Annotated in this window: 23 protein-coding genes; 12 read left to right on the top strand and 11 right to left on the bottom strand. The window is 70.6% G+C overall.

The features are described from left to right. Positions 1-10 precede the first annotated feature (10 nt). Entirely contained in the window at positions 11-1,351 is a 1,341-nt protein-coding gene (locus ACZ7M7_RS25655; RefSeq protein WP_383629229.1) for a transcriptional regulator, read from the top strand. An 86-nt stretch (positions 1,352-1,437) separates the two neighbouring features. Next, a complete protein-coding gene (locus ACZ7M7_RS25660) occupies positions 1,438-1,983 on the top strand; it encodes an NUDIX hydrolase (RefSeq protein WP_472120540.1) in 546 nt (181 codons plus the stop codon). Positions 1,984-2,004: 21 nt separating this feature from the next. On the opposite strand, the gene ACZ7M7_RS25665 is transcribed toward ACZ7M7_RS25660, so the two are convergent. Both ACZ7M7_RS25665 and ACZ7M7_RS25670 read right to left on the bottom strand, forming a co-directional pair. After that, positions 2,005-2,262 carry a hypothetical protein gene (locus ACZ7M7_RS25665; protein WP_472120542.1) on the bottom strand — a complete coding sequence of 86 codons (258 nt, stop codon included), beginning with the start codon at positions 2,260-2,262 and terminating at the stop codon, positions 2,005-2,007. Between the two features lie 193 nt (positions 2,263-2,455). Then, positions 2,456-3,328 carry a 3-hydroxybutyryl-CoA dehydrogenase gene (locus ACZ7M7_RS25670; RefSeq protein WP_383607738.1) on the bottom strand — a complete coding sequence of 291 codons (873 nt, stop codon included), beginning with the start codon at positions 3,326-3,328 and terminating at the stop codon, positions 2,456-2,458. 215 nt (positions 3,329-3,543) lie between these two features. Here ACZ7M7_RS25670 and ACZ7M7_RS25675 point away from each other — a divergent pair, with 215 nt between their 5' ends. Next, positions 3,544-4,785 carry a glycoside hydrolase family 10-like protein gene (locus ACZ7M7_RS25675; protein ID WP_472120544.1) on the top strand — a complete coding sequence of 414 codons (1,242 nt, stop codon included), beginning with the start codon at positions 3,544-3,546 and terminating at the stop codon, positions 4,783-4,785. Positions 4,786-4,798: 13 nt separating this feature from the next. On the opposite strand, the gene ACZ7M7_RS25680 is transcribed toward ACZ7M7_RS25675, so the two are convergent. Together ACZ7M7_RS25680 and ACZ7M7_RS25685 are read right to left on the bottom strand one after the other, a co-directional pair. Next, positions 4,799-4,993 (bottom strand): DUF1918 domain-containing protein, encoded by a 195-nt coding sequence (locus ACZ7M7_RS25680; protein ID WP_328882804.1) that lies wholly within the window; start codon positions 4,991-4,993, stop codon positions 4,799-4,801. Between the two features lie 93 nt (positions 4,994-5,086). After that, positions 5,087-6,025: a DMT family transporter gene (locus tag ACZ7M7_RS25685; RefSeq protein ID WP_472120546.1), complete on the bottom strand. Its 939-nt coding sequence runs from the start codon at positions 6,023-6,025 to the stop codon at positions 5,087-5,089. Between ACZ7M7_RS25685 and ACZ7M7_RS25690 the strand changes: the two genes are divergently transcribed. The 3 genes from ACZ7M7_RS25690 to ACZ7M7_RS25700 all read left to right on the top strand — a co-directional run bounded on the left by ACZ7M7_RS25690 (position 6,024) and on the right by ACZ7M7_RS25700 (position 8,832). Further along, the gene (locus ACZ7M7_RS25690) at positions 6,024-7,496 is read left to right on the top strand and encodes an aminotransferase-like domain-containing protein (RefSeq protein WP_472120548.1); all 1,473 of its coding nucleotides are present in this window, start codon (positions 6,024-6,026) and stop codon (positions 7,494-7,496) included. The two genes, ACZ7M7_RS25685 and ACZ7M7_RS25690, sit on opposite strands and share 2 nt — an antisense overlap. A gap of 116 nt (positions 7,497-7,612) precedes the next feature. After that, a complete protein-coding gene (locus tag ACZ7M7_RS25695; RefSeq protein WP_472120550.1) occupies positions 7,613-8,047 on the top strand; it encodes a GNAT family N-acetyltransferase in 435 nt (144 codons plus the stop codon). 191 nt (positions 8,048-8,238) lie between these two features. Continuing rightward, entirely contained in the window at positions 8,239-8,832 is a 594-nt protein-coding gene (locus tag ACZ7M7_RS25700; RefSeq protein ID WP_472120552.1) for a histidine phosphatase family protein, read from the top strand. On the opposite strand, the gene ACZ7M7_RS25705 is transcribed toward ACZ7M7_RS25700, so the two are convergent. Next, a complete protein-coding gene (locus tag ACZ7M7_RS25705) occupies positions 8,814-9,257 on the bottom strand; it encodes a DUF6314 family protein (protein ID WP_472120554.1) in 444 nt (147 codons plus the stop codon). The genes ACZ7M7_RS25700 and ACZ7M7_RS25705 overlap by 19 nt on opposite strands. 126 nt (positions 9,258-9,383) lie before the next feature. Between ACZ7M7_RS25705 and ACZ7M7_RS25710 the strand changes: the two genes are divergently transcribed. Continuing rightward, the gene (locus ACZ7M7_RS25710; RefSeq protein ID WP_472120556.1) at positions 9,384-11,864 is read left to right on the top strand and encodes an alpha-L-arabinofuranosidase C-terminal domain-containing protein; all 2,481 of its coding nucleotides are present in this window, start codon (positions 9,384-9,386) and stop codon (positions 11,862-11,864) included. 9 nt (positions 11,865-11,873) lie between these two features. Here ACZ7M7_RS25710 and ACZ7M7_RS25715 read toward each other — a convergent pair whose 3' ends face one another. Next, entirely contained in the window at positions 11,874-12,560 is a 687-nt protein-coding gene (locus ACZ7M7_RS25715) for a DUF6215 domain-containing protein (protein ID WP_472120558.1), read from the bottom strand. A gap of 170 nt (positions 12,561-12,730) precedes the next feature. Between ACZ7M7_RS25715 and argC the strand changes: the two genes are divergently transcribed. From argC to ACZ7M7_RS25740, 5 genes are read left to right on the top strand one after another with little or no spacing between them, the layout of a single operon-like run. Beyond that, positions 12,731-13,759 (top strand): N-acetyl-gamma-glutamyl-phosphate reductase, encoded by a 1,029-nt coding sequence (argC, locus tag ACZ7M7_RS25720; protein ID WP_472120560.1) that lies wholly within the window; start codon positions 12,731-12,733, stop codon positions 13,757-13,759. Then, positions 13,756-14,907, top strand: coding sequence for a bifunctional glutamate N-acetyltransferase/amino-acid acetyltransferase ArgJ (argJ, locus tag ACZ7M7_RS25725; RefSeq protein ID WP_383607756.1), 1,152 nt, complete (start codon positions 13,756-13,758; stop codon positions 14,905-14,907). Before argC ends, argJ begins: the two co-directional genes overlap by 4 nt. Then, positions 14,904-15,818, top strand: coding sequence for an acetylglutamate kinase (argB, locus tag ACZ7M7_RS25730; RefSeq protein ID WP_369269927.1), 915 nt, complete (start codon positions 14,904-14,906; stop codon positions 15,816-15,818). Before argJ ends, argB begins: the two co-directional genes overlap by 4 nt. After that, positions 15,815-17,011, top strand: coding sequence for an acetylornithine transaminase (locus ACZ7M7_RS25735; protein WP_472120562.1), 1,197 nt, complete (start codon positions 15,815-15,817; stop codon positions 17,009-17,011). The genes argB and ACZ7M7_RS25735 overlap by 4 nt, the downstream gene beginning before the upstream one ends. Before the next feature lie 7 nt (positions 17,012-17,018). Beyond that, the gene (locus tag ACZ7M7_RS25740) at positions 17,019-17,573 is read left to right on the top strand and encodes an arginine repressor (RefSeq protein WP_383607760.1); all 555 of its coding nucleotides are present in this window, start codon (positions 17,019-17,021) and stop codon (positions 17,571-17,573) included. Between the two features lie 40 nt (positions 17,574-17,613). Here ACZ7M7_RS25740 and ACZ7M7_RS25745 read toward each other — a convergent pair whose 3' ends face one another. The 5 genes from ACZ7M7_RS25745 to ACZ7M7_RS25765 all read right to left on the bottom strand — a co-directional run bounded on the left by ACZ7M7_RS25745 (position 17,614) and on the right by ACZ7M7_RS25765 (position 22,300). Continuing rightward, positions 17,614-18,354 carry an FAD:protein FMN transferase gene (locus ACZ7M7_RS25745; protein WP_472120564.1) on the bottom strand — a complete coding sequence of 247 codons (741 nt, stop codon included), beginning with the start codon at positions 18,352-18,354 and terminating at the stop codon, positions 17,614-17,616. 55 nt (positions 18,355-18,409) lie between these two features. Then, on the bottom strand, positions 18,410-19,483 hold the full coding sequence (locus ACZ7M7_RS25750; protein WP_472120566.1) for an FMN-binding protein: 1,074 nt from the start codon (positions 19,481-19,483) through the stop codon (positions 18,410-18,412). Between the two features lie 45 nt (positions 19,484-19,528). Further along, the gene (locus ACZ7M7_RS25755) at positions 19,529-20,911 is read right to left on the bottom strand and encodes a ferredoxin reductase family protein (RefSeq protein ID WP_472120568.1); all 1,383 of its coding nucleotides are present in this window, start codon (positions 20,909-20,911) and stop codon (positions 19,529-19,531) included. Between the two features lie 96 nt (positions 20,912-21,007). Further along, entirely contained in the window at positions 21,008-21,709 is a 702-nt protein-coding gene (locus tag ACZ7M7_RS25760; protein WP_472120570.1) for a L,D-transpeptidase family protein, read from the bottom strand. Between the two features lie 3 nt (positions 21,710-21,712). Next, on the bottom strand, positions 21,713-22,300 hold the full coding sequence (locus ACZ7M7_RS25765) for a pyridoxamine 5'-phosphate oxidase family protein (protein WP_362381115.1): 588 nt from the start codon (positions 22,298-22,300) through the stop codon (positions 21,713-21,715). Between the last annotated feature and the right edge of the window lie 27 nt (positions 22,301-22,327).

A 22,327-nucleotide genomic window follows, 5' to 3' on the forward strand; every position in this document is an offset into this window, starting at 1 on the left:
GGGGGCATTCATGCAGCCCAACACTTTGCTCGACGCGATCCTGGACGAGGCGGGGGTCTCGCACGCGGGGCTGGCCGCACACGTGAACCAGGCGGGGCGGGCGCGCGGGCTTGCGCTGAGATACGAACACACCGCCGTCGCGCGGTGGTTGAAGGGACAGCGGCCACGCGGCCAGGTGCCCGACCTGATCTGCGAGGTGCTCGCCGCCCGGCTGCACCGTACCGTCACGCTCGACGACATCGGCCTCGGCGTGCCCGGCGAGCAGTCCGCCACGCACACCACCTCGCTGTCCGGCTTCGTCGAGCGGGCCACCGCCCTGTGGCGCTCCGACGAGCAGCAGCGGCCCCACATACTGGGCGCCCCGGCGGTCACCGGCACGCCCGCCGTCATGCCCGTGTGGGAGTGGGAGAACCCGCCCGAGGACGTGGACGTCTCGCGCGGCGGCCGGCACCGGGTCACCCCCGCCGACCTGGAGATGCTGCGCTCCGCCCGTACGCACTACGAGCAGATGTACCGCAAGGCGGGCGGCATGGCGACCCGCACCCGGATCGTCGGCTTCCTCAACGCCGAGGCCGCCCCGCTGCTGCGCGGCAGCTACACCGACGCGACGGGGCGTCAGCTGCACCGGGCGACGGGCGGGTTGGTGGCCATCGCGGGCATCTGCGCCTACGACTCCGACGCGCACGGGCTCGCCCAGCGGTACTTCCATCAGGCGCTGCGGCTCGCAAAGGCCAGCGGGGACCGGGGACTCGGCGCATATGTGATCGCGCTGCTGGTCAACCAGGCGCTGTTCATGCGGGAGTTCCGGCAGGCCGTCGCCTTCGCGGAGGCCGCCCTGCGGGCCGCCGGCAAGCACATCACCCCGGCGCTCGCCTCCGACCTGTACGCGATGCAGGCGAAGGCGTACGCCCACCTCGGTGACGGCACGAGCGCCCTGTCCTGCATACGGCGTGCCGAGCAGGCCGCAGATCGCATCCGGCGCGGATACGAACCCGACGAGACCGGCTATGTCCAGCCGGGGCTGGTCAACGTCCAGGTGGCGGAGGCGCTGCTCAGTCTCGGGGAGCTGGCGGCCGCGGGGGAGCATGCCGCGGCCGCCGTCGACAATCCCGCGCACGACCGGGGCCGGGTGCACCGGCTGGCCATGCTCAGCACGATCGAGCTGCGCCAGGGCAACGCCGACAAGGCGGTGGCCATCGCCGTGCAGATGGCCGAGCAGGCCCGGGGAATGGAGTCCCAGCGCCTGCGCGACAGACTCCGGGCGGTGCGCGAACACCTGGTGCGCAACGGTTGTGCGGGCACTGCCGAGGCGGCCGAACTCATCGACGGAGCACTGCGCGTACCGCTGTAGCCCGGCCACGACGGGGCACCCGAGCACCGACACTTCATAGTCCCTGCTGCGATATTGCCACTTACTCGACGGAAGGTGGCAGAACCGTGCAGTGGACGAAACAGAGCGAACAAACTGTGTATGAAAACCGCTGGTTCACCGTCAACCTGGCAGACGTGGAACTGCCGGACGGTCGGCACCTGGACCACTTCCTGATACGGATGCGGCCGGTCGCCGTGGCCACGGTGGTCAACGAGGCGGGCGAAGTCCTCCTCCTGTGGCGCCATCGCTTCATCACCGACAGCTGGGGGTGGGAACTCGCGGCAGGCGTCGTCGAGGACGGCGAGGACATCGTCCGCGCGGCCGCCAGGGAGCTCGAGGAGGAGACCGGCTGGCGGCCGGGACCCCTGCACCACCTCATGAGCGTGGAGCCCTCCAACGGGCTCACCGACGCCCGGCACCACATCTATTGGGCCGACCATGGCGAGTATGTCGGGCATCCCGTGGACGACTTCGAGTCGGACCGCCGGGAATGGGTTCCTCTCAAGCTCGTCCCCGACATGATCGCCCGGGGGGAGGTCCCGGCCGCCAACATGGCGGCCGCGTTACTGATGCTGCACCATCTCAGGCTCGGCCAGGACGTCCTGCCCTGATCGACGTCCCGCGGCCTGGAGCTAGTGCCCCACCGCCTGCCAGATCGTCACGACGAGGGCACCCACGGCGGTGAGGGCGGCGACCGCGGGCAGCGGCCAGCGCGCGTGCTCCAGTGTGTGGATCCGGGTGTTCAGCTCGTCGAGTTCCTTGGCGGTCTCCTCGGTGCGGTGCGTGAGCAGAGCCAGCCCGCCCTCCACACGGGCGTAGGCGACGTCGAGGCGACGTCGTAACTCTGCGAGTTCCCCTTGTACGACGGGATGCTCGGGATCGACGGTCACTTGTCCGCTCCTTTCCGTAGTCATCTCACATCCCTTGCATGCGCAGGGAAAGTGAACTCGCCTGGTGGGCACGTGGGGAGAGTGTGCGAGGGGCATATGCGAGCCCGGAGCGCACACGGTGTGTGAATGACGCGGGCCCGGCACCTTCTCGGTGCCGGGCCCGTGCGCTTGGCCGGAATCTGACCGTCCGTAATCAGCCGTAGGTGTAGAAGCCGGAGCCCGACTTACGGCCCAGCCGACCGGCGTCCACCATGCGCTGCAGCAGCGGGGGAGCGGCGTACAGCGGCTCCTTGAACTCGTCGTACATGCTGTCCGCCACCGAGGCGACCGTGTCCAGGCCGATGAGGTCGGACAGCTTCAGCGGGCCCATGGGGTGGGCGCAGCCGAGCTCCATGCCGTTGTCGATGTCCTCGCGGCTGGCGATGCCCGACTCGAACATCCGGATCGCGGAGAGGAGGTAGGGGATCAGCAGCGCGTTCACGACGAAGCCGGACCGGTCCTGGGCGCGGATGGCGTGCTTGCCCAGCAGCTTCTCGGCGAACGACTGGGCGCGGGCGATCGTGCCCTCGGAGGTGGTGAGCGCCGGGATCAGCTCGACGAGCTGCTGCACCGGGGCCGGGTTGAAGAAGTGGATGCCGATGACCTGGTCGGCGCGCGAGGTGGCGACCGCCAGCTTCACCAGCGGGATCGAGGAGGTGTTGGAGGCCAGGATCGCGTCCGGCCGGGTCACGACCTGGTCGAGCACCTGGAAGATCTCCGTCTTCACCTGCTCGCTCTCGACCACGGCCTCGATCACCAGGTCACGGTCGGCGAACTCGCCGAGGTCGGTGGTGAAGGACAGCCGCGCCTGCGTGGCGTCCCGCTCCTCCTCGGTGATCTTGCCGCGCTCGGCGGCCTTGGCCAGGGAACTGAACAGCCGGGTACGGCCGAACTCCAGGGCCTCGCCGGTGGTCTCGGCGACCCTCACGTCCAGGCCGGCGCGGGCGCACACCTCGGCGATGCCCGCTCCCATCTGGCCGCAGCCCACCACGCCGACGCGTGCAATATCTCCGGAGATGCCGGTCACATCGTCCCCTTCGCTGATCCACGACTGCGGCAGGTCCGCCGTTGTTCGACGCCTGCTCCAAACCTGCACGTTACCTTCGGCGCAGCTTGATCGATCGTTCGGGTGCCTCATGAAAGGCTGACGCGGGGCCGGTCCTCAGGTGCGGACCGGTCGCGGGGTGGGCCCTTGACCACGGCACACGGAGGTACGAAGAGATGCTGCACCGGAAGTCACGGATGTCACGACGGGCTTTCTCGGTGACCGCCCTGGCGGCACTCGTGGCGTCAGGAAGCGCGATGGCGGCAGGGTCCGCCACGGCGGGCGGAAAGGACCGGTCCCGGCGACAGGCGACTCGGGAGATGCGCGGCGTGTGGGTGGCGACCGTGGCGAACCGGGACTGGCCCTCCAAGCAGGGTCTGAGCGCCGACAGGCAGCGCGCCGAGCTGATCACCCACCTGGACACCGCGGTGGAGCGCCGGCTGAACACGGTGATCCTCCAGGTGCGGCCCACGGCCGACGCCCTGTGGCCGTCGCCGTACGAGCCCTGGTCGCAGGTCCTCGCCGGCACCCAGGGCGAGGACCCCGGCTGGGATCCGCTGGGCACGGCCGTCGAGGAGGCGCACGCCCGCGGTCTTCAGCTGCACGCCTGGTTCAACCCGTATCGCATCGCCAACCACACGGACCTCGGCAGGCTGGCCGAGTCGCACCCCGCCCGCGCGCACGAGGACTGGGTGGTGACGTACGGCGGCAAGCTCTACTACAACCCGGGCCTGCCCGACGTCCGTGACTTCGTGCAGCGGGCCATGCTCGACGCGGTGGAGAGGTACCCCATCGACGGGGTCCACTTCGACGACTACTTCTACCCCTATCCGGTGGCCGGCCAGAGCTTCGACGACGACGAGGCCTACGACCGCTACGGCGGCGGCTTCACGGTCCGGGCCGACTGGCGGCGGGACAACATCGACAAGCTGGTCCTGGAGATGGCGGACGCCATCAGGCGGATCCGGCCCACCACCCAGTTCGGCATCAGCCCGTTCGGTGTGTGGCGCAACGCCGTCACCGACCCGCTCGGCTCCGACACCCGGGGCGGTGTGGAGACGTACGACGACCTGTACGCGGACACCCGCAAGTGGGTCCGGGAGGGCTGGATCGACTACATCTGCCCGCAGCTGTACTGGAACATCGGCTTCGTGGCCGCCGACTACGCCAAGCTCGTGCCCTGGTGGGCCGAGGTGGCGCGGGGCAGCCGGACGAAGCTGTACGTGGGAGAGGCGCTCTACAAGGCCGGTGATCCGGCGCAGCCCGCGGCCTGGCAGGACCCGGCCGAGCTGTCCCGGCATCTGACGCTGGCCAAGGGGCACGCGGAGGTGGCCGGGCATGTGTACTTCGCCGCGAAGGAGGTGGCGGCGGACCGGATCGGGGCCATGGAAAGGGTCGTCGCCGACCACTACGGGCAGCCGGCGATTTCCCCGCGCTGATCTGATCGCCGGGCTACTTCATCGTGTTCCTGTGACGGATCTCGGTGTCGGGGCCGGGGGAGCACAGACCCTCGTGCCCGTCCTCGAAACGGACGCGGTACGGGGGATTGCCCTCGTGGCCCAGGATCTCGACGATCTCGCCGACCTTGTCGTGTTGCCCGACCACCCTGCCGTGCTGGACAAGCTGGTCGCCCACGGTTGCACGCATCTGTTGGGCCTCCTCACCAGGTGCGGGAGCAGCGGTCCGTGGCCTTGAGTCTACGGCGTGGAGCGGTGGTTGGAGGTGGGTCGTACGGCCCGCTCAGCCACGCGCCCGCTGGGTCACGGCGATGCAGACCAGCACCGCCGCGGCCGTCAGCGGGGCGGCCACTGTCAGGTGCTCGCCCAGCAGCAGCACCGACCACACCAGTGTGAGCAGGGGCTGGGCCAACTGCAACTGGCTGGCCTTCGGGATGCCGACGGCCGCCATGCCGCGGTACCAGACGACCATGCCCAGGAACTGCGAGCCCGCCGCGACCCACAGCAGCCCGGTCACGCCGTGCCAGCTCAGGTGCACGGGTTCGTACGACAGCGCGACCGTGGCGACCGGGACCGTCAGCGGCAGGCACAGCACCAGCGCCCAGCCGATCACCTGCCAGCCCGGCATGACCCGGGCCAGCCGGCCGCCCTCGGTGTAGCCGGCCGCGCACACCAGCAGCGCCGCGAAGAGGTACAGGTCGGCCGTGGTCAGGGCGCCTCCGCTCTGCTGCACGGTGAAGGCGACCACCGCGGCCGCGCCCGCCAGCGCCGCCGTCCAGAAGGTGCGCGAGGGACGGGTGCCGACGCGCAGGGCGGAGAACAGGGCCGTGGTCAGCGGGAGCAGACCGACCACGACGGCGGCGTGCGCGGTGGTGGAGGTCTGCAGGGCCAGCGTGGTGAGCAGGGGGAAGCCGAGGACCACTCCGGCGGCGACCACCGCCAGTCCCGCCCAGTGCCGGCGGGCGGGCAGCGGCACGCGCAGCGCCAGCAGACAGACCCCCGCGATCAGCGCGGCCAGCAAGCTGCGCACGGCGACCAGCGACCAGGGGCCGAAGCTCTCCAGGCCCCAGGCGGTGGCGGGGAAGGTGAGGGAGAAGGCCGCGACCCCCAGGGCGGCCTGGAGGGTGCCTCCGACGGCCGTCGCGGCCGGGGCGACCGGCATGGCCTTGCCACCGGTCACTGCTATCGAGCTCGGGGCGGTAGCGCTATTCTTGATCCTCATGCAAGAGCGTAGCAGTGTCGGTGAACTGGCGGATCAGCTGCGGCGGGAACTGAACCGCTACTCTCCAGGTGGAAAGCTGCCGTCGAGCCGGGCTCTCGTCGAGCGCTATCGGGTGAGCCCGGTGACCGTCTCCCGGGCCCTCGCGCAGCTGGCCGCCGAGGGGCTCGTGGTGACCCGGCCCGGCGCCGGAGCCTTCCGTGCCGAGGCGCACGCCCCGACCGCCGCGGCGGGGGACACCTCCTGGCAGGAGGTGACGCTCAGCGCGGACGCCGCCGCGGAACTCGTACCGCGCTCGGTGGACGCCTCCGGGGTACTGGCCTCGCTCACCGCGCCGCCGCCCGGTGTGATCGAGTTCAACGGCGGCTATCTGCACCAGTCGTTGCAGCCGGAGCGGGCCATGGCCGCCGCGCTGTCCCGGGCGGGCCGACGGCCCGGGGCGTGGGGGAGGCCGCCCATGGAGGGGCTGCCGGAGCTGCGGGAGTGGTTCGCGCGCAGCATCGGCGGGCCGGGCGGCGCCGTCACCGCCGCCGAGGTGCTGATCACCTCCGGCGGCCAGTCGGCCCTGACGACCGCGCTCCGGGCGCTCGCGCCGCCGGGTGCACCGGTGCTGGTGGAGTCGCCCACCTACCCGGGCATGCTGGCGATCGCCCGCGCGGCCGGACTGCGCCCGGTTCCCGTCCCGGTCGACGCCGACGGCGTACGGCCCTCCCTGCTCGCCGACGCCTTCCGGGCGACCGGCGCCCGCGTCTTCGTCTGCCAGCCGCTGTTCCAGAACCCGACCGGCGCGCTGCTCGCCCCCGACCGGCGCGGCGAGGTGCTCCGCGTCGCACGCGAGGCCGGTGCCTTCGTCGTGGAGGACGACTTCGTGCGACGGCTCGTGCACGAGGACGCGGGGCCGCTGCCGCGTCCGCTGGCCGCCGAGGACCCCGACGGCGTCGTCGTCCACGTCTGCTCGCTGACCAAGGCCACCTCGCCCAGCTTCCGGGTGAGCGCGCTCGCCGCCCGCGGCCCGGTGCTGGAGCGGCTGCGCGCCATCCAGGTCGTGGACACCTTCTTCGTACCGCGACCGTTGCAGGAGGCGGCACTGGAACTGGTCGGCTCGCCCGCCTGGCCGCGCCATCTGCGGGCGATCTCCGCCGAGTTGAAGACCCGCCGCGACACGATGACGGCCGCCCTGCGCCTCGACCTCCCCGAACTCGCCCTCCCGCACATCCCGTCCGGCGGCTACCACCTCTGGCTCCGTCTGCCCGACGGCACGGGGGGCTCCTCCCAGGCTTTCGGCTCCGGGGGAGAGTCCGCCCTGACCTCCGCCGCCCTGCGCTCGGGCGTCGCGATCACCCCGGGCCGCCCGTACTTCAGCGCGGAGCCTTCGGCCGGGCACCTGCGGTTGAGCTTCGCGGCGGTGGCGGGAGCGGGGGAGATCACGGAGGGGGTGCGGCGGCTCCGTATGGCTTGGGACGAGGTGTTCTAGTGGCGGGGCGGCGGTGCGAGGCCGCACACGAACCGGTCGCAGCCGTCCCTGGGCAACGCCCCGCCCACCGGGGAAAACCGCTCGACGCCGGCGTCCCGGCCTGCGAATCTCGCCGCATGACCGACACCCCGCCCCTCGCCGAGGGCTACGAGATCTCCATCGACGCCGACCGCATAGACGCCGAGCGCGTGCACCGGTGGCTGTCCACCGACGCCTACTGGGCGATGGGGAGGGAGCGGGAGAAGCTGGACCGGGCGATCGAGGGTTCGCTGAACTTCGGGGTCTATGCAACGGTTTCGGGGGAGCAGGTGGCGTATGCCCGGGTCGTCACCGACCGGGCGACCTTCGCGTGGCTCTGCGACGTGTACGTCGACCGTTCGGTGCGCGGCAAGGGGGTCGGGACGGCGCTCGTCGGGGCCGTACGCGAGCAGGTGCGGTCGTACGGGGTGAAGCGGATGCTGCTCGCCACGCACGACGCGCACGGGGTCTACGAGAAGCACGGGTTCGCGCCGCTGGAGAAGCCGGACCAGTGGATGGCGCTCTACTTCTAGCTTGGCGCTCTACTTCTGGCTTCGGGCGTGCGTCCTCCCGGGGTCAGGGCGTCGTGCTTGAACTTTCCAACTGATCGCTTTCCGGGGACATGTCCGTCTGATCCTGACCTCGCAGTAAAGCCTTGCCAACCCTCGGTGACTGCTGCCCAACCTCTCTTGACCTGCGCACTTTCGCGACACACCATCGCCGCATGTCGCTTCGGGTCACGTTCGTCGCCGCCGCGCGCAGCTCCCCGCTGCTCGCCGAGCGCTTCCAGGACGACCGGCCGCTGGACCAGGCCGGCTGGGACGAGGTGCAGCTCGCCGCGCGCGACCTGCTGCCACTGGCGGCGGCCGAGCTGCGCTACTGCTCGCCGACCCCGCGCAGCCGCGTCACCGGCGACGCCCTGGGCTACGCACCGCTGGTGCAACTCGCCCTGCGCGACTGCGACATGGGCCGCTGGCGTGGGCTCACGCTGGGCGAGGCGATGGCCCGCGAGCCGGACGCGGTGGATGCCTGGCTGGCGGACCCGCGGGGCACACCGCACGGCGGCGAGTCGCTGCTCGCGTTCATCGCCCGGGTCGGCCACTGGCTCGACACCCGGCCCGTGGAGGATGGCGGTCGTATCGTCGCCGTGGCCGAGCCGTCCGTGATCCGTGCCGCTCTGGTGTACGCGCTGAAGGCGCCGCCGTCGACGTACTGGAACATCGACGTACGTCCCCTGTCGACGACCACCGTCACCGGCCGGGCCGGGCGTTGGTACCTCCGCCTCGAGGGAGCGCCGGTTCAGTCCTCGCGGGTGTAGTCGGTGGTGAGGACCAGGTCCTTGGCGGGGCCGCGCACCCGCCACACCGACCGCCAGCGGTCCTCGGCGAGGACGGTGAACTCGCCCCGGTAGAGGTCGGCCGAGCAGGGGTGGTCCGCGATGTGCCGCCCGGACGTCAGATCGAGGTCGTGGAAGGGGCGGCCGTCGGCGAACCGCACGTCCGCCGTGCCCCGTGCGGTGCCCGGCAGAAAGCGCAGCGTCCGCTCGGCGGTCCTCGGGACGCCCTGCCAGGCGAAGGTGCCGGACTCGTGATGCAGGAGCCCGCCACCCTCCAGCGGGCCGAAAACCGTCGTACCGGAGAACGCCCCCTCGTCCCCGTTCGCCAGATCCCGTACGGAACGGACGACTCGCCAGCTCCCGGCGAGATACGCCAGCACATCCGGAACCGGCCAGAACTCGCCCATCCCGCCCTCACTTCCGACACTTTCGATACCGCGCGACCCGTTGACGCCCCGGATCCCCCTCCCTATCTTGCCGTTCGAAGTGTTGATCAGCGTCTGATATTTCGAACATCGAGCCGCGGAGTATCCATGCCACGCACCCCGAGCCGCTGGAGATTCGGCGTCGCTGCCACCGCCTTCCTGGCGGCAGCCGCCCTGGTCCCGGCGCCTGCCCACGCCGAGGACGTCACCGACTACGCCATCACCGTCGACCCGACCGCCCAGGGCGCGAAGATCGACGACACGATGTACGGCGTCTTCTTCGAGGACATCAACCGGGCCGCGGACGGCGGTCTGTACGCCGAGCTCGTGCAGAACCGGTCCTTCGAGTACTCCACCGCCGACAACGGCTCCTACACCCCGCTCACCTCCTGGACGGTCGCCGGCACCGCCGAGGTCGTGAACGACTCCGGCCGGCTCAGCGAGCGCAACCGCAACTACCTGTCCCTGGGCGCCGGTTCGTCCGTCACGAACACCGGCTACAACACCGGCATCCGGGTCGAGCAGGGCAAGAGGTACGACTTCTCGGTGTGGGCGCGCGCCGAGAGCGGCAGCACCGTGAGTGTGGGCCTCGAGGACGCCGTCGGCGCGCTGGCGACCGCCCGCCAGGTGGCGGTGAAGGGCGGCTGGGCGCAGTACCGGGCCACGTTCACCGCGACCCGCACCAGCAACCGCGGCCGTCTCGCCGTCGCCGCCGCGGACTCTGCGGCCCTCGACATGGTGTCGCTGTTCCCGCGCGACACCTACAGGAACCAGGCGAACGGCCTGCGCAAGGACCTCGCGGAGAAGATCGCCGCGCTGCACCCGGGATTCGTGCGCTTCCCCGGCGGCTGTCTGGTCAACACCGGCTCCATGGAGGACTACAGCGAGGCCTCCGGCTGGCAGCGCAAGCGCTCCTACCAGTGGAAGGACACCGTCGGCCCGGTCGAGCAGCGTGCGACCAACGCCAACTTCTGGGGCTACAACCAGAGTTACGGCCTCGGCTACTACGAGTACTTCCGCTTCTCCGAGGACATCGGCGCCATGCCGCTGCCCGTCGTCCCGGCCCTCGTGACCGGCTGCGGCCAGAACAAGGCCGTCGACGACGAGGCGCTGCTGAAGCGGCACATCCAGGACGCCCTCGACCTCATCGAGTTCGCCAAGGGCCCGGCGACCTCGAAGTGGGGCAAGGTGCGCGCCGAGATGGGCCACCCCAAGCCGTTCCGCCTCACGCACATCGAGGTCGGCAACGAGGAGAACCTTCCGAACGAGTTCTTCGCGCGGTTCCAGCAGTTCCGTGCCGCGATCGAGGCCGAGTACCCGGACATCACCGTCGTCTCCAACTCCGGCCCGGACGACAGCGGCACGACCTTCGACACCGCCTGGAAGCTGAACCGCGAGGCGAACGTCGGGATGGTCGACGAGCACTACTACAACAGCCCCAACTGGTTCCTGCAGAACAACGACCGCTACGACTCCTACGACCGCAGCGGCCCGAAGGTCTTCCTCGGTGAGTACGCCTCCCAGGGCAACGCCTGGAAGAACAGCCTCTCCGAAGCCGCGTTCATGACCGGCCTGGAGCGCAACGCGGACGTCGTCAAGCTCGCCTCGTACGCCCCGCTGCTCGCCAACGAGGACTACGTCCAGTGGCGGCCGGACCTGGTCTGGTTCAACAACCGCGCCTCCTGGAACTCGACGAACTACGAGGTCCAGAAGCTGTTCATGACCAACGTCGGCGACCGGGTCGTCCCCTCGAGGGCGACCACCACGCCGGACGTCAGCGGCCCGATCGCCGGTGCCGTCGGCCTGTCGACGTGGGCGACCAGTGCCGCGTACGACGACGTGAAGGTCACGGCGGCGGACGGCTCGACGCTGCTGAGCGACGACTTCTCCGGCGACGCCTCGAAGTGGACGCACTCGGGCGCCGGCAGCTGGAGTGTCCAGGACGGTCAGTACGTGCAGACCGACGTGGCCGCCGAGAACACCATGGTGTCGGCCGGCGACCCGGCCTGGCACGACTACGACCTGCATGTGAAGGCCACCAAGAAGTCCGGCAAGGAGGGCTTCCTCGTCGCCTTCGGCGTCAAGGACACCGGCAACTACTACTGGTGGAACCTGGGCGGCTGGAACAACACCCAGTCCGCGATCGAGCAGGCCGTGGACGGCGGCAAGGGCACGCTGATGACGAAGGCCGGGTCGATCGAGACGGGCCGTGCCTACGACATCGACATCAAGGTGCGCGGCCGCCAGGTCACCCTCCATCTCGACGGCAAGGAGTGGGGCAGCTTCACCGACGACAAGCCGGCCGAGCCGTTCCGCCAGGTCGTCACCAAGGACGCCCGCACCGGCGACCTGATCGTCAAGGTCGTCAACGCCCGGTCGGCCCCCGCTCGCACGGCGATCGACCTGGGCGGCGCCGAGGTCGCCGCCCAGGCCCGGGTCACCACCCTGGCCGCCGACCAGGACGCGGTGAACACCGAGACGGACGCCCCGGTCACGCCCGTGACGTCCACGTTCGCGGGGGTCGCCGACGAGTTCACGTACACCTTCCCGGCGAACTCCGTGACGTTCCTGAGGATCAAGCAGAGGTGACCGAGTGCGTCAGCTGCCGGCGGTCCATCCCGGGACCGTCGGCAGTACCTGCTCGGCGACCCGCAGCAGCACGGCGTCGTCCGGCACCATGCCGTCCGAACGCCACAGGGTCACGTCGTAGGAGCCGCCGCTGTCCTTCGCGTCCTGGGCCACCATGACGGAACGCAGCGGGACGCCGGTGCCGCTCTCGGCGTCGCCTCCGTCGAGGCGGAAGTTGATCCTGATGGTGCGGTTCGAGTACAGGACCGCCGGACGGCCCAGCACCGTGCGCTGCGTCTCGTCCCATCCCAGTACGTCATAGGAAGCGGTCACGGGGAGGTCGTCGTAGGTGGCCGACAGCGTCACGGTGTAGGTGTCGAACTCGACCTCCGCGGTGGGCATCGGGATGTCCTTGCCGCCTTCGAGTCCGGCGGCGCCGTCGTTGCCGAAGGCGGTCTTCGCGGTCTCGGTCGGTGTGCCCAGCAACTCGGCGAGATCGGGACGCAGCAGTGCCTCGCACAGCTGCTTCCCCGTCACCCGCCCGGTCGACTTGCCGGGTTCCTCGTCGGAGCACGTGGCAGCCGGGGGGCCACTGTTCCCGGATGTCGCCTCGGACACCCACAGACCGGCGGCGATCGCCGCGAACAGCGCCACGGCCGCGACGGCCTGCCCCCACGCGTTGTGTCCGTTCTCCGGCGTGCCGATCTTTTCGGCCATGTGCCCCCACCTGCCGTGATCCCCTGATGTTCGCCGGGGGACACTAGCTCATGGGCATGTCCTGGACAAAGCCGGTTTTCCCGGCGTGCTCCGGGGGCGGGGCGCGGTGAAGGGTGATTGCATAAACCTGCGGCAAAACGTATAGTCATGCCATCTAGGAGGAGGAGTCCATGGCGGTACGTGCGGCAGTGGCCGGAGCGAGTGGGTACGCGGGCGGGGAACTGCTGCGTCTGCTCCTGGCGCACCCCGAGGTCGAGATAGGGACCCTGACCGGGCACTCGAACGCGGGTCAGCGGCTCGGTGCGCTGCAACCGCACCTGCTGCCCCTCGCCGACCGCGTCCTCCAGGAGACCACCCCCGAGGTCCTCGCCGGGCATGACGTCGTCTTCCTGGCGCTGCCGCACGGCCAGTCCGCCGCCGTCGCCGAGCAGCTCGGCCCGGATGTGCTGGTCGTCGACATGGGCGCCGACTTCCGGCTGAAGGACGCGGGCGACTGGGAGTCGTTCTACGGCTCCCCGCACGCCGGCACCTGGCCGTACGGCCTCCCCGAGCTGCCGGGCGGCCGCGCCGCGCTGGAGGGGGCCAAGCGCATCGCGGTACCCGGCTGCTACCCGACCGCCGCCTCGCTCGCCCTCTTCCCGGCCTACGCCGCCGGCCTCGCCGAGCCCGAGGCCGTGATCGTCGCCGCCTCCGGCACGTCCGGCGCGGGCAAGGCGCCCAAGCCCCACCTGCTGGGCAGCGAGGTCATGGGCTCCATGTCGCCGTACGGCGTTGGCGGCGGGCACCGGCACACGCCCGAGATGATCCAGAACCTCAGCGCGGCGGCGGGGGAGCGGGTCTCCGTCTCCTTCACACCGACCCTCGCCCCGATGCCCCGCGGCATCCTCGCCACGTGCACGGCGAAGGCGACGGACGGGGTGACCGGCGAGTCCGTCCGCGCCGCCTACGACAAGGCCCTCGCCGACGAGCCCTTCGTCCACCTCCTCCCCGAGGGGCAGTGGCCCGCCACGGCGTCCGTCTACGGTTCGAACGCCGTTCAGGTGCAGGTCGCATTCGACGCCGCCGCGAACCGCATCATCGCGATCAGCGCCATCGACAACCTGACCAAGGGCACGGCCGGTGGTGCCGTCCAGAGCATGAACATCGCCCTCGGGTTTCACGAGAACACCGGGCTTTCCACGATCGGAGTCGCACCGTGAGCGTCACGGCCGCAAAGGGATTCACGGCGGCGGGCATCGCCGCCGGGATCAAGGAGAACGGCAACCCGGACCTGGCCCTCGTGGTCAACACCGGGCCCCGCCGTGCCGCCGCCGGTGTCTTCACCTCCAACCGTGTGAAGGCAGCGCCGGTGCTGTGGTCCGAGCAGGTACTGAAGAGCGGCGCGGTGTCCGCCGTCGTCCTCAACTCCGGTGGCGCCAACGCCTGTACGGGCCCCAAGGGCTTCCAGGACACCCACGCCACCGCCGAGAAGGTCGCCGAGGTGCTCGGCCGGGGCGCCATCGAGGTCGCCGTCTGCTCGACGGGTCTGATCGGCGTCCTGCTGCCCATGGACAAGCTGCTCCCCGGCGTCGAGACCGCCGCCGACCAGCTCTCCGAGCACGGCGGCGAGAAGGCGGCCATCGCCATCAAGACCACCGACACCGTCCACAAGACGTCCGTCGTGACCAAGGACGGCTGGACCGTCGGCGGGATGGCCAAGGGCGCCGGCATGCTCGCCCCGGGCCTGGCCACCATGCTCGTCGTCCTGACCACCGACGCCGTCCTCGACAGCGACGTACTGGACAGGGCGCTCCGGGCGGCGACGCGCACGACCTTCGACCGTGTCGACTCCGACGGCTGCATGTCCACCAACGACACGGTGCTGCTGCTCGCCTCCGGGGCGGCCGACGTCACCCCGGAGTACGAGGAGTTCGCCGAGGCCGTACGGACCGTCTGTGACGACCTCGGTCAGCAGCTGATCCGGGACGCCGAGGGCGCCAGCAAGGACATCAAGGTCGAGGTCGTCAACGCCGCGACCGAGGACGACGCCGTCGAGGTGGGCCGCTCCATCGCCCGCAACAACCTGCTCAAGTGCGCCCTCCACGGCGAGGACCCCAACTGGGGCCGCGTCCTGTCCGCGATCGGCACGACGGCCGCGGCCTTCGAGCCCGACCAGCTGAACGTCGCCATCAACGGCGTCTGGGTGTGCAAGAACGGCGGCGTCGGCGAGGACCGCGAGAAGGTCGACATGCGCTACCGCGAGGTGCACATCGTCGCCGACCTCGCCGCCGGGTCCGAGACCGCCACCATCTGGACCAACGACCTCACCGCCGACTACGTCCACGAGAACAGCGCCTACTCCTCATGAGCAATCCACCCGCGCGCAAGCACACCGCGCTCCCCAAGGCCCAGATCCTCATCGAGGCGCTGCCCTGGCTGGTCCGGCACAACGGCAAGACCGTCGTCATCAAGTTCGGCGGCAACGCCATGGTCGACGAGGACCTGAAGGCCGCCTTCGCCCAGGACGTCGTCTTCCTGCACCACGCCGGCCTCAAGCCGGTCGTCGTGCACGGCGGCGGCCCGCAGATCAGCGCCGCCCTCGACAAGCACGGCATCGTCAGCGAGTTCAAGGCGGGGCTCCGGGTGACCACCGAGGACGCCATGGACGTCGTACGGATGGTGCTGGCCGGACAGGTCCAGCGGGAACTGGTCGGGCTGCTCAACCAGCACGGCCCGCTGGCCGTCGGCCTGACCGGCGAGGACGCGCACACCATCACCGCCACCCGGCACCAGCCCGAGATCGACGGCGAGCTCGTCGACATCGGACGGGTCGGCGAGATCACCGACATCGATACGGGCGCGATCGAGGCCCTGCTGGCCGACGGCCGGATCCCGGTCGTCTCGTCGATCGCCCGAAGCCAGGACGACGGACATGTCTACAACGTCAATGCTGATACGGCGGCTGCGGCACTCGCTGCTGCGCTGGGCGCCGAAACCCTCATGGTCCTCACCGACGTCGAGGGCCTCTACGAGGACTGGCCCCACTCCGACGAGGTGATCAGCCGCCTCACCGCTTCCCAACTGGAGAAGCTGCTGCCGGAGTTGTCCTCCGGCATGGTGCCGAAGATGGAGGGCTGCCTGCACGCGGTCCGGGGCGGCGTGACCACCGCCCGCGTCATCGACGGCCGGGTCCAGCACTCGATCCTGCTGGAGATCTTCACCGACGAGGGCATCGGCACGATGGTCGTGCCGGACGCCGAAGAGGGGGATGCCGAATGACCGGCAATCAGGAGCTCACCCAGCGCTGGCAGGGCTCGCTCATGAACAACTACGGCACCCCGCGGCTGCCCCTCGTCCGCGGTGCGGGCCTCAAGGTCTGGGACACCGAGGGCCGGCAGTACCTCGACTTCGTCGGCGGCATCGCCACCAACGCGCTCGGCCACGCCCACCCCGCGATCGCGGAGGCGGTGAGCAAGCAGGTCGCCTCCCTCGGCCACATCTCCAACCTCTTCATGGCCGAGCCGACCGTCGCCCTCGCCGAGCGGCTGCTCCAGCTCTTCGGCCGGGACGGCAAGGTCTTCTTCTGCAACTCCGGCGCCGAGGCCAACGAGGCCGCGTTCAAGATCGGCCGGCTGACCGGGCGGACCCACATGGTCGCCACCGACGGCGGCTTCCACGGCCGGACCATGGGCGCCCTCGCGCTCACCGGCCAGCCCGCCAAGCAGGAGCCCTTCCTGCCGCTGCCCGGCGATGTCACGCACGTGCCGTACGGGGACGCGCAGGCATTGGCCGCCGCGGTCACCGAGGAGACCGCGCTTGTGATCATCGAGCCGGTCCAGGGCGAGAACGGGGTCGTCGTGCCGCCCGCCGGCTACCTCAGGGCGGCCCGGGCCATCACGGCCGCGACCGGCTCGCTGCTGGTGCTGGACGAGGTCCAGACCGGCGTCGGGCGGTCGGGGCACTGGTTCGCGTACCAGGCCCACGAGGGTGTGCTGCCCGACGTGGTCACCCTGGCCAAGCAGCTCGGCGGCGGGCTGCCGCTGGGCGCGACGGTCGCCTTCGGGCGGGCCGCGGAGCTGCTGCAGCCCGGCCAGCACGGGACGACCTTCGGCGGGAACCCGGTCGCGTGTGCCGCGGGTCTTGCCGTGCTGGACACCATCGCGAACGAAGGGTTGCTGGAGAACGTCAAGCGGCAGAGCGAGAAGTTGCGGGACGGGATCGAGGCGCTTGGCCACCCGTTGATCGGTTATGTCCGGGGCGCGGGACTGCTCCTGGGTATCGTGCTCACCGAGCCGCACGCCGCCAAGGTGCAGCAGGTGGCTCAGGACGCCGGTTTCCTGGTGAACGCGCCCGCCCCCGATGTCGTACGGCTCATGCCGCCGCTGAACCTCGGGGACGATGAAGTGGAGGCGCTTCTTCAGGCCCTTCCCGGCATCCTGGACCAAGCCAACGGGGACGGATCCGGAGAATGAGACGACGATGAGTCAGGCGCAGGACCACGGGCACAACGAGGCGAACGGGGCCGTCGGGCCTGCCGTGCCGCAGACCCGCACCGCACGCCACCGCCGGATCGTGGACATCCTCAACCGGCAGCCCGTGCGCTCGCAGAGTCAGCTGGCGAAGCTGCTGTCGGACGACGGGCTGAGCGTCACTCAGGCGACGCTCTCCCGGGATCTGGACGAGCTCAACGCGGTGAAGATCCGCAACAACGACGGTGACCTGATCTACGCGGTGCCGAGCGAGGGGGGCTTTCGCACCCCTCGGGCACCGCTCGGGGAGTCGGCGAAGGAGGAGCGGATGCGGCGGTTGTCGCAGGAGCTGCTCATCTCCGCGGAGGCCTCTGCGAATCTCGTGGTCCTGCGTACCCCTCCGGGGGCTGCGCAGTTCCTGGCATCGGCCATCGATCAGGCCGAGTTGCAGGACATCCTGGGGACGATCGCCGGTGACGATACGTTGATGCTGATCAGCCGGAACCCCACGGGGGGTCAGGCCCTGGCCGATCACTTGCTGAGGTTGGCTCAGAACGGCCACTGAGCGGGGGCGGTGGGTCCCCCGCGCCCCCTGGCATCTCGACTCACCCGAGTCGAGATGCGAGGCCTCCCGTGCATCTCACCTCGTCGCCCGCCGTGATCAGCAGGGCCTCCACGTCGGGCAGCGACTCCAGCCAGCGCAGGCCCTGCCGCGAACCCATCGCGAACGCCGCCGTCGCCCAGCAGTCCGCCCAGGTCAGGCTCGGTGCCACCACCGTCACCGCCACCAGGTCCGTCACCGCTGAGCGGCCCGTGCGGGGGTCGACGATGTGGTCGCCCCGTTCTGCCGTGCCGGAGGTGGCGACCGCCAGTTCGGACGTGCCGGCGGCCGAGATGACTGCTGCCAGGCCGCCGGGGCGGAGCGGGTCGGAGACGCCCACCCGCCAGGGGCGCTGAGGGCCCGGCACGCCCAGCAGCTGGACGTCGCCGCCGCCGTTGAGGCTGACGCCCGTCACGCCGGGGACCCCGGCGAGGTGGCGGGCCGCGCGTTCGGCGGACCAGCCCTTGACGATGCCGGTCGGGTCGAGGCGGCCCTCGTACCTCGTGCTGAACCAGCCCTCGCTGAGCCGTTCCGCCTCGGCGCCCAGCTCCAGCACCGCGGCGACCTCCGGATCACACTCCTCGACGGTCAGCTCACCGCGCGCCAGCCGGGAGATCTGGCTGTCGTCGCGGTAGGTGCTGAACACCTCGTCGACCCGGTGCAGTCCGGCGACCGCCTCTCCCAGCGCCGCCTGCACGGCATCGGGGTCCCCGCCGCGGACGTCGAAGGAGAAGACCGTCCCCATGACCTCCTCCGCATGACGCACCGCGGCGGGAGCTTGTGTCGGTTCCACCACCGTGTCAGCCACCGGCCTGGTCCAGAGCGGACTGCAGGGATTCCTTGTAGCCGGCACTGGTGTAGGTGGCTCCGGAGACGGCGTCGATGTCGGCGGTTCCGGTGGCGACGGCGGCTTGGTTGAGTTTGGGTACGGCGTTGGCGGTGACCTGGTCGCTTTGGCCGCCCTTGGGTGCCTGGACCGCTTCGGCCTTGGTGATCTTCCCGCCGGCGACCGTGACACGGACCTGGACCGCGCCGTACTGGGTCTGGGAGACGCTGCCGGTGACCGTGCGGGCCTGAGCGGCGCCGCCACCCGAACCCTCGGAGCCGGCGCCCTGCGACGAGCCGGAGCTCGCCTGCGCCTTGTCCAGGGCCGACTGGAGGGATTCCTTGTAGCCGGCACTGGTGTAGGTGGCACCGGAGACGGCGTCGATGTCGGCGGTTCCGGTGGCGACGGCGGCTTGGTTGAGTTTGGGTACGGCGTTGGCGGTGACCTGGTCGCTTTGGCCGCCCTTGGGTGCCTGGACCGCCTCGGCCTTGGTGATCTTCCCGCCGGCGACCGTGACACGGACCTGGACCGCGCCGTACTGGGTCTGGACGGCGTCGCCGGTGACGGTGGCGGCCTGGGCGGAGCCGCCCGAACCCTGGGAGCCGGCGCTCGCGTTCGCCTTGTCGATCGCCGACTGGACGGACTTCTTGTAGCCGGCGCTGGTGTACGTCGCCCCGGACACGGCGTCGACGTTCGCGCTCTGCGCGGTGACCACCGCCTGGTTGAGCTTGGGTACGGCGTTCGCGGTGATCTGGTCGCTTTGGCCGCCCTTGGGTGCCTGGACCGCCTCGGCCTTGGTGATCTTTCCGTTGGCCACGGTCAGCCGCACCTGCACGGCCCCGTACTGGGTCTGCGCCGCGTCACCGGTGACCGTGCCGGACGCCGCCTGGGCGCCGCCCTGGGCCGAGGCCGCCGGCGGTGCGCCGACGCCCGCCGCCTGCGCGGAGCCCGGGTCGGTCGCGGGCTTCAGCGACAGCAGCAGCACGATCCCGGACACGGTGGCGGCGCCGGCCAGCACAACGCGGCGGATCGGGTGACTCTTCCTCATGGCTTCTACAGCTCCTGAAGTCTTGAAGTCTCGAAGTCCCGTCGCTCACATCTCGAACGACTCGTGATGGATGCGGCGGGCGGGCACACCCGCGCCGCGTAGTGCTTCGTAGACGGACTGCGCGAAGCCGGCCGGCCCGCACATGAACACGTCGTGCTGGTCGATGTCGGGCAGCTTCTGCTGCAACCGCTCGGCCGAGATGTCGGGCCGCTCCCCGTCCGGGCTGTTGACCGCGTACATCAGCCGGGCACCCCGCTCGTCGGCGATCTTGGAGAGCTCGTCCCACAGCGCCAGGTCCTGGGTGCTGTTGGCCCGGTAGAGCAGGGTGATGTCGCCGGACGCGCCCGGCAGCGTCTCGAACAGGGCCCGCATCGGGGTGATGCCGACCCCGCCGGCGACCAGCAGCACCTTGCCGCGGCTGCGTCGCTGGGCGGTCAGCGCGCCGTACGGCCCCTCGGCCCACACCTTGGTGCCGGGCTTCAGGTCACGCAGCCGCGACGTGTGGTCGCCGATCGCCTTGACCGTGATCCGCAGCATGTCGGGGCGGGGCGCCGCCGACAGCGAGTACGGGTGGGAGCTGAACCGCATCCCGGGCGCCTTGAACCGCCACCGGAAGAACTGCCCGGCCTCCGCCCCGATCCGGTGCAGCTTGCGCCCGCCGATCAGCACGGACACGATGCCCGGCGTCTCCTCGATGACCGCCTCGATGTACATCCGGTGCCGCACGTTGAGGCGGATCGGCGTGAGGATCCGGTACCAGACCACCAGCGCGGTGACCACGCCGTACAGCCCGTACCAGAAGGTCTTCGCGGTCGGCTCGACGGCGAACTCGTTGCCGGTGGAGATCTGGTGCCAGAACGTCAGGAACACCGCCGCGTACGTCAGCAGGTGCACGTGGTACCAGGTGTCGTACGGGATGCGGCGGCGGATGCCCCCGATCGAGATGAACGCGATGAAGAACAGCAGCCCCGTGCCGATCGCCGCCTTGCCCATGTCCGGCAGCGTGTTGACCGAGTCGATCGTCTGCTGGACGACGTCGCCGAGCGTCTTGCCGGCCTGGAGCGCGTATCCCCACATGATGAGGAAGACGTGCGCGATGACCAGACAGATGGTGTAGCGCCCGCTCATCGCGTGCCAGCGCGCGACCCGGTCCGAGCCCACGCGTCGCTCCAGCGCGGGCACCCGGGCCATCTGGAGCACCACGAGCGCCATCAGGTAGCCGGCGAGCAGGCCGGTGATCCGGCCCGCGGCGATGATCTTGGCCGTGTTGTCCGCGAGGGACGGCGTGTTGTCCCACCACAACCACAGCACCGCCGCCGCGCCCGCCCATAGGGCGATCACCAGAGGGACGGCCGGGGAGCGGCGCGGGCGGATGCGGCGCATCGTCTGGCGGCGAGCGGCACGGCCGCCTGCGAGCGTGGTGGTCACGGTTCCTCCGGGGACGGGAGCAAGGGGGTGGTGATGGGCGTGGTCCCTTGGCCCAGAGGTACGTGCGGGGAGGTCGGTGTGTTCAGTGGTGCTTTCTCAGTAACGGGTGATCGCCGTGGCCCCGCTCGCCGTCCCGATCGCGATGTGCGGCTTCCGTCCCGGATCGGCCCACTTGAGGATCCGCTTCATGGCCGCCTCGGACACCGACACACAACCGGCCGTCGCCGTGCGCCCCTTCACATGGAGGAAGATGCCGGCGCCGCGGCCCTTCACGGGGCGCTCGTAGTTGAAGGCGATGACGAGCGCGTGGGCGTACAGCGCGCCGTAGGAGACCAGGTGCTCGGACTCGGCGGCACGGCAGTCGCGGGCCAGCGGTTCGCTCCAGCGGTTGTAGGCGCGGGAGTCGTTGTCCTGGCACCACCAGGAGTCCTGGTGCACCCGCCGGTACTTGTACGCCGTGCCGCGCGGCGCCGCCTTGATGCCGAAGGCGTACGGCAGCCCGTACAGCCCCGTCGGTGTCGTGTTCGTGCCCTGCTTGCGGCCGGTCCCCTCGACGAGCCCCTTCGCCCCGAAACGGGCCGGCGCCGAACCGGCCTGCACCCACGTCCCGCCGACCCGGTCCCACCAGGTGAGCGTGCCCGACGTCGAGCCCTTCCTCGGCGCCACGGCGGTGATCAGCTGGGTGCCGCCACCGGTGTCGGCCATGCGTGCGGGCAGCGGTTTCGGCGTTCCGGCGCCGGGGGCGGCGCCGAGCACGAGGAGGGACGCGGACGCGAGGGCTACGGCACCGGGGCGCATGGCTCAGACGCTAGAGGGCGGGAGCGGCAACGGCAGCCCGGGTAGGCCATCCAGGCTGGTCGCGATGTACTCCTTCTTGCTGAAGTACGCGCTCAGCGAGTCGTCGTCCTCCCGCGCGAACCGCTTGCCGTGCAGGTCGCGGTCCTCGTCGTACGTCATCAGGGGCACCGCGTACCCGCAAGAGTCGCGAATGACGTCGGCCCGGACCACGATGATGGCGCGCAGCCCGTGCAGGGACGGGTCGATGTCGGGAAAGTGCCCGAGCAGCTCCTTGAACCGCGGGTCGTCGCGGAAGACGGCGTCACCGCGGCCGTGGACACGGACGATGTTCGGCGGGCCCTGGAAGGCGCACCACATCAGGGTGATCCGCCCGTTCTCCCGCAGATGCGCGACGGTCTCGGCGTTGGAGCCGGCGAAGTCGAGGTAGGCGACGGTCAGTTCGTCGAGGATCGCGAAGGAACCCTTGAGCCCCTTGGGGGAGAGGTTGACCGTGCCGTCGCCGGACAGCGGAGCGGTCGCGGTGAAGAAGAGGGGCTGCTCCTCGATGAAGGTCCGCAGCCTGCCGTCTATGCGTTCGTAAGTTTTTCCCACGTCAACCGAGTATGGACGCGGGTCGTT

The organism is Streptomyces sp. NPDC111606 (genome assembly GCF_055656945.1).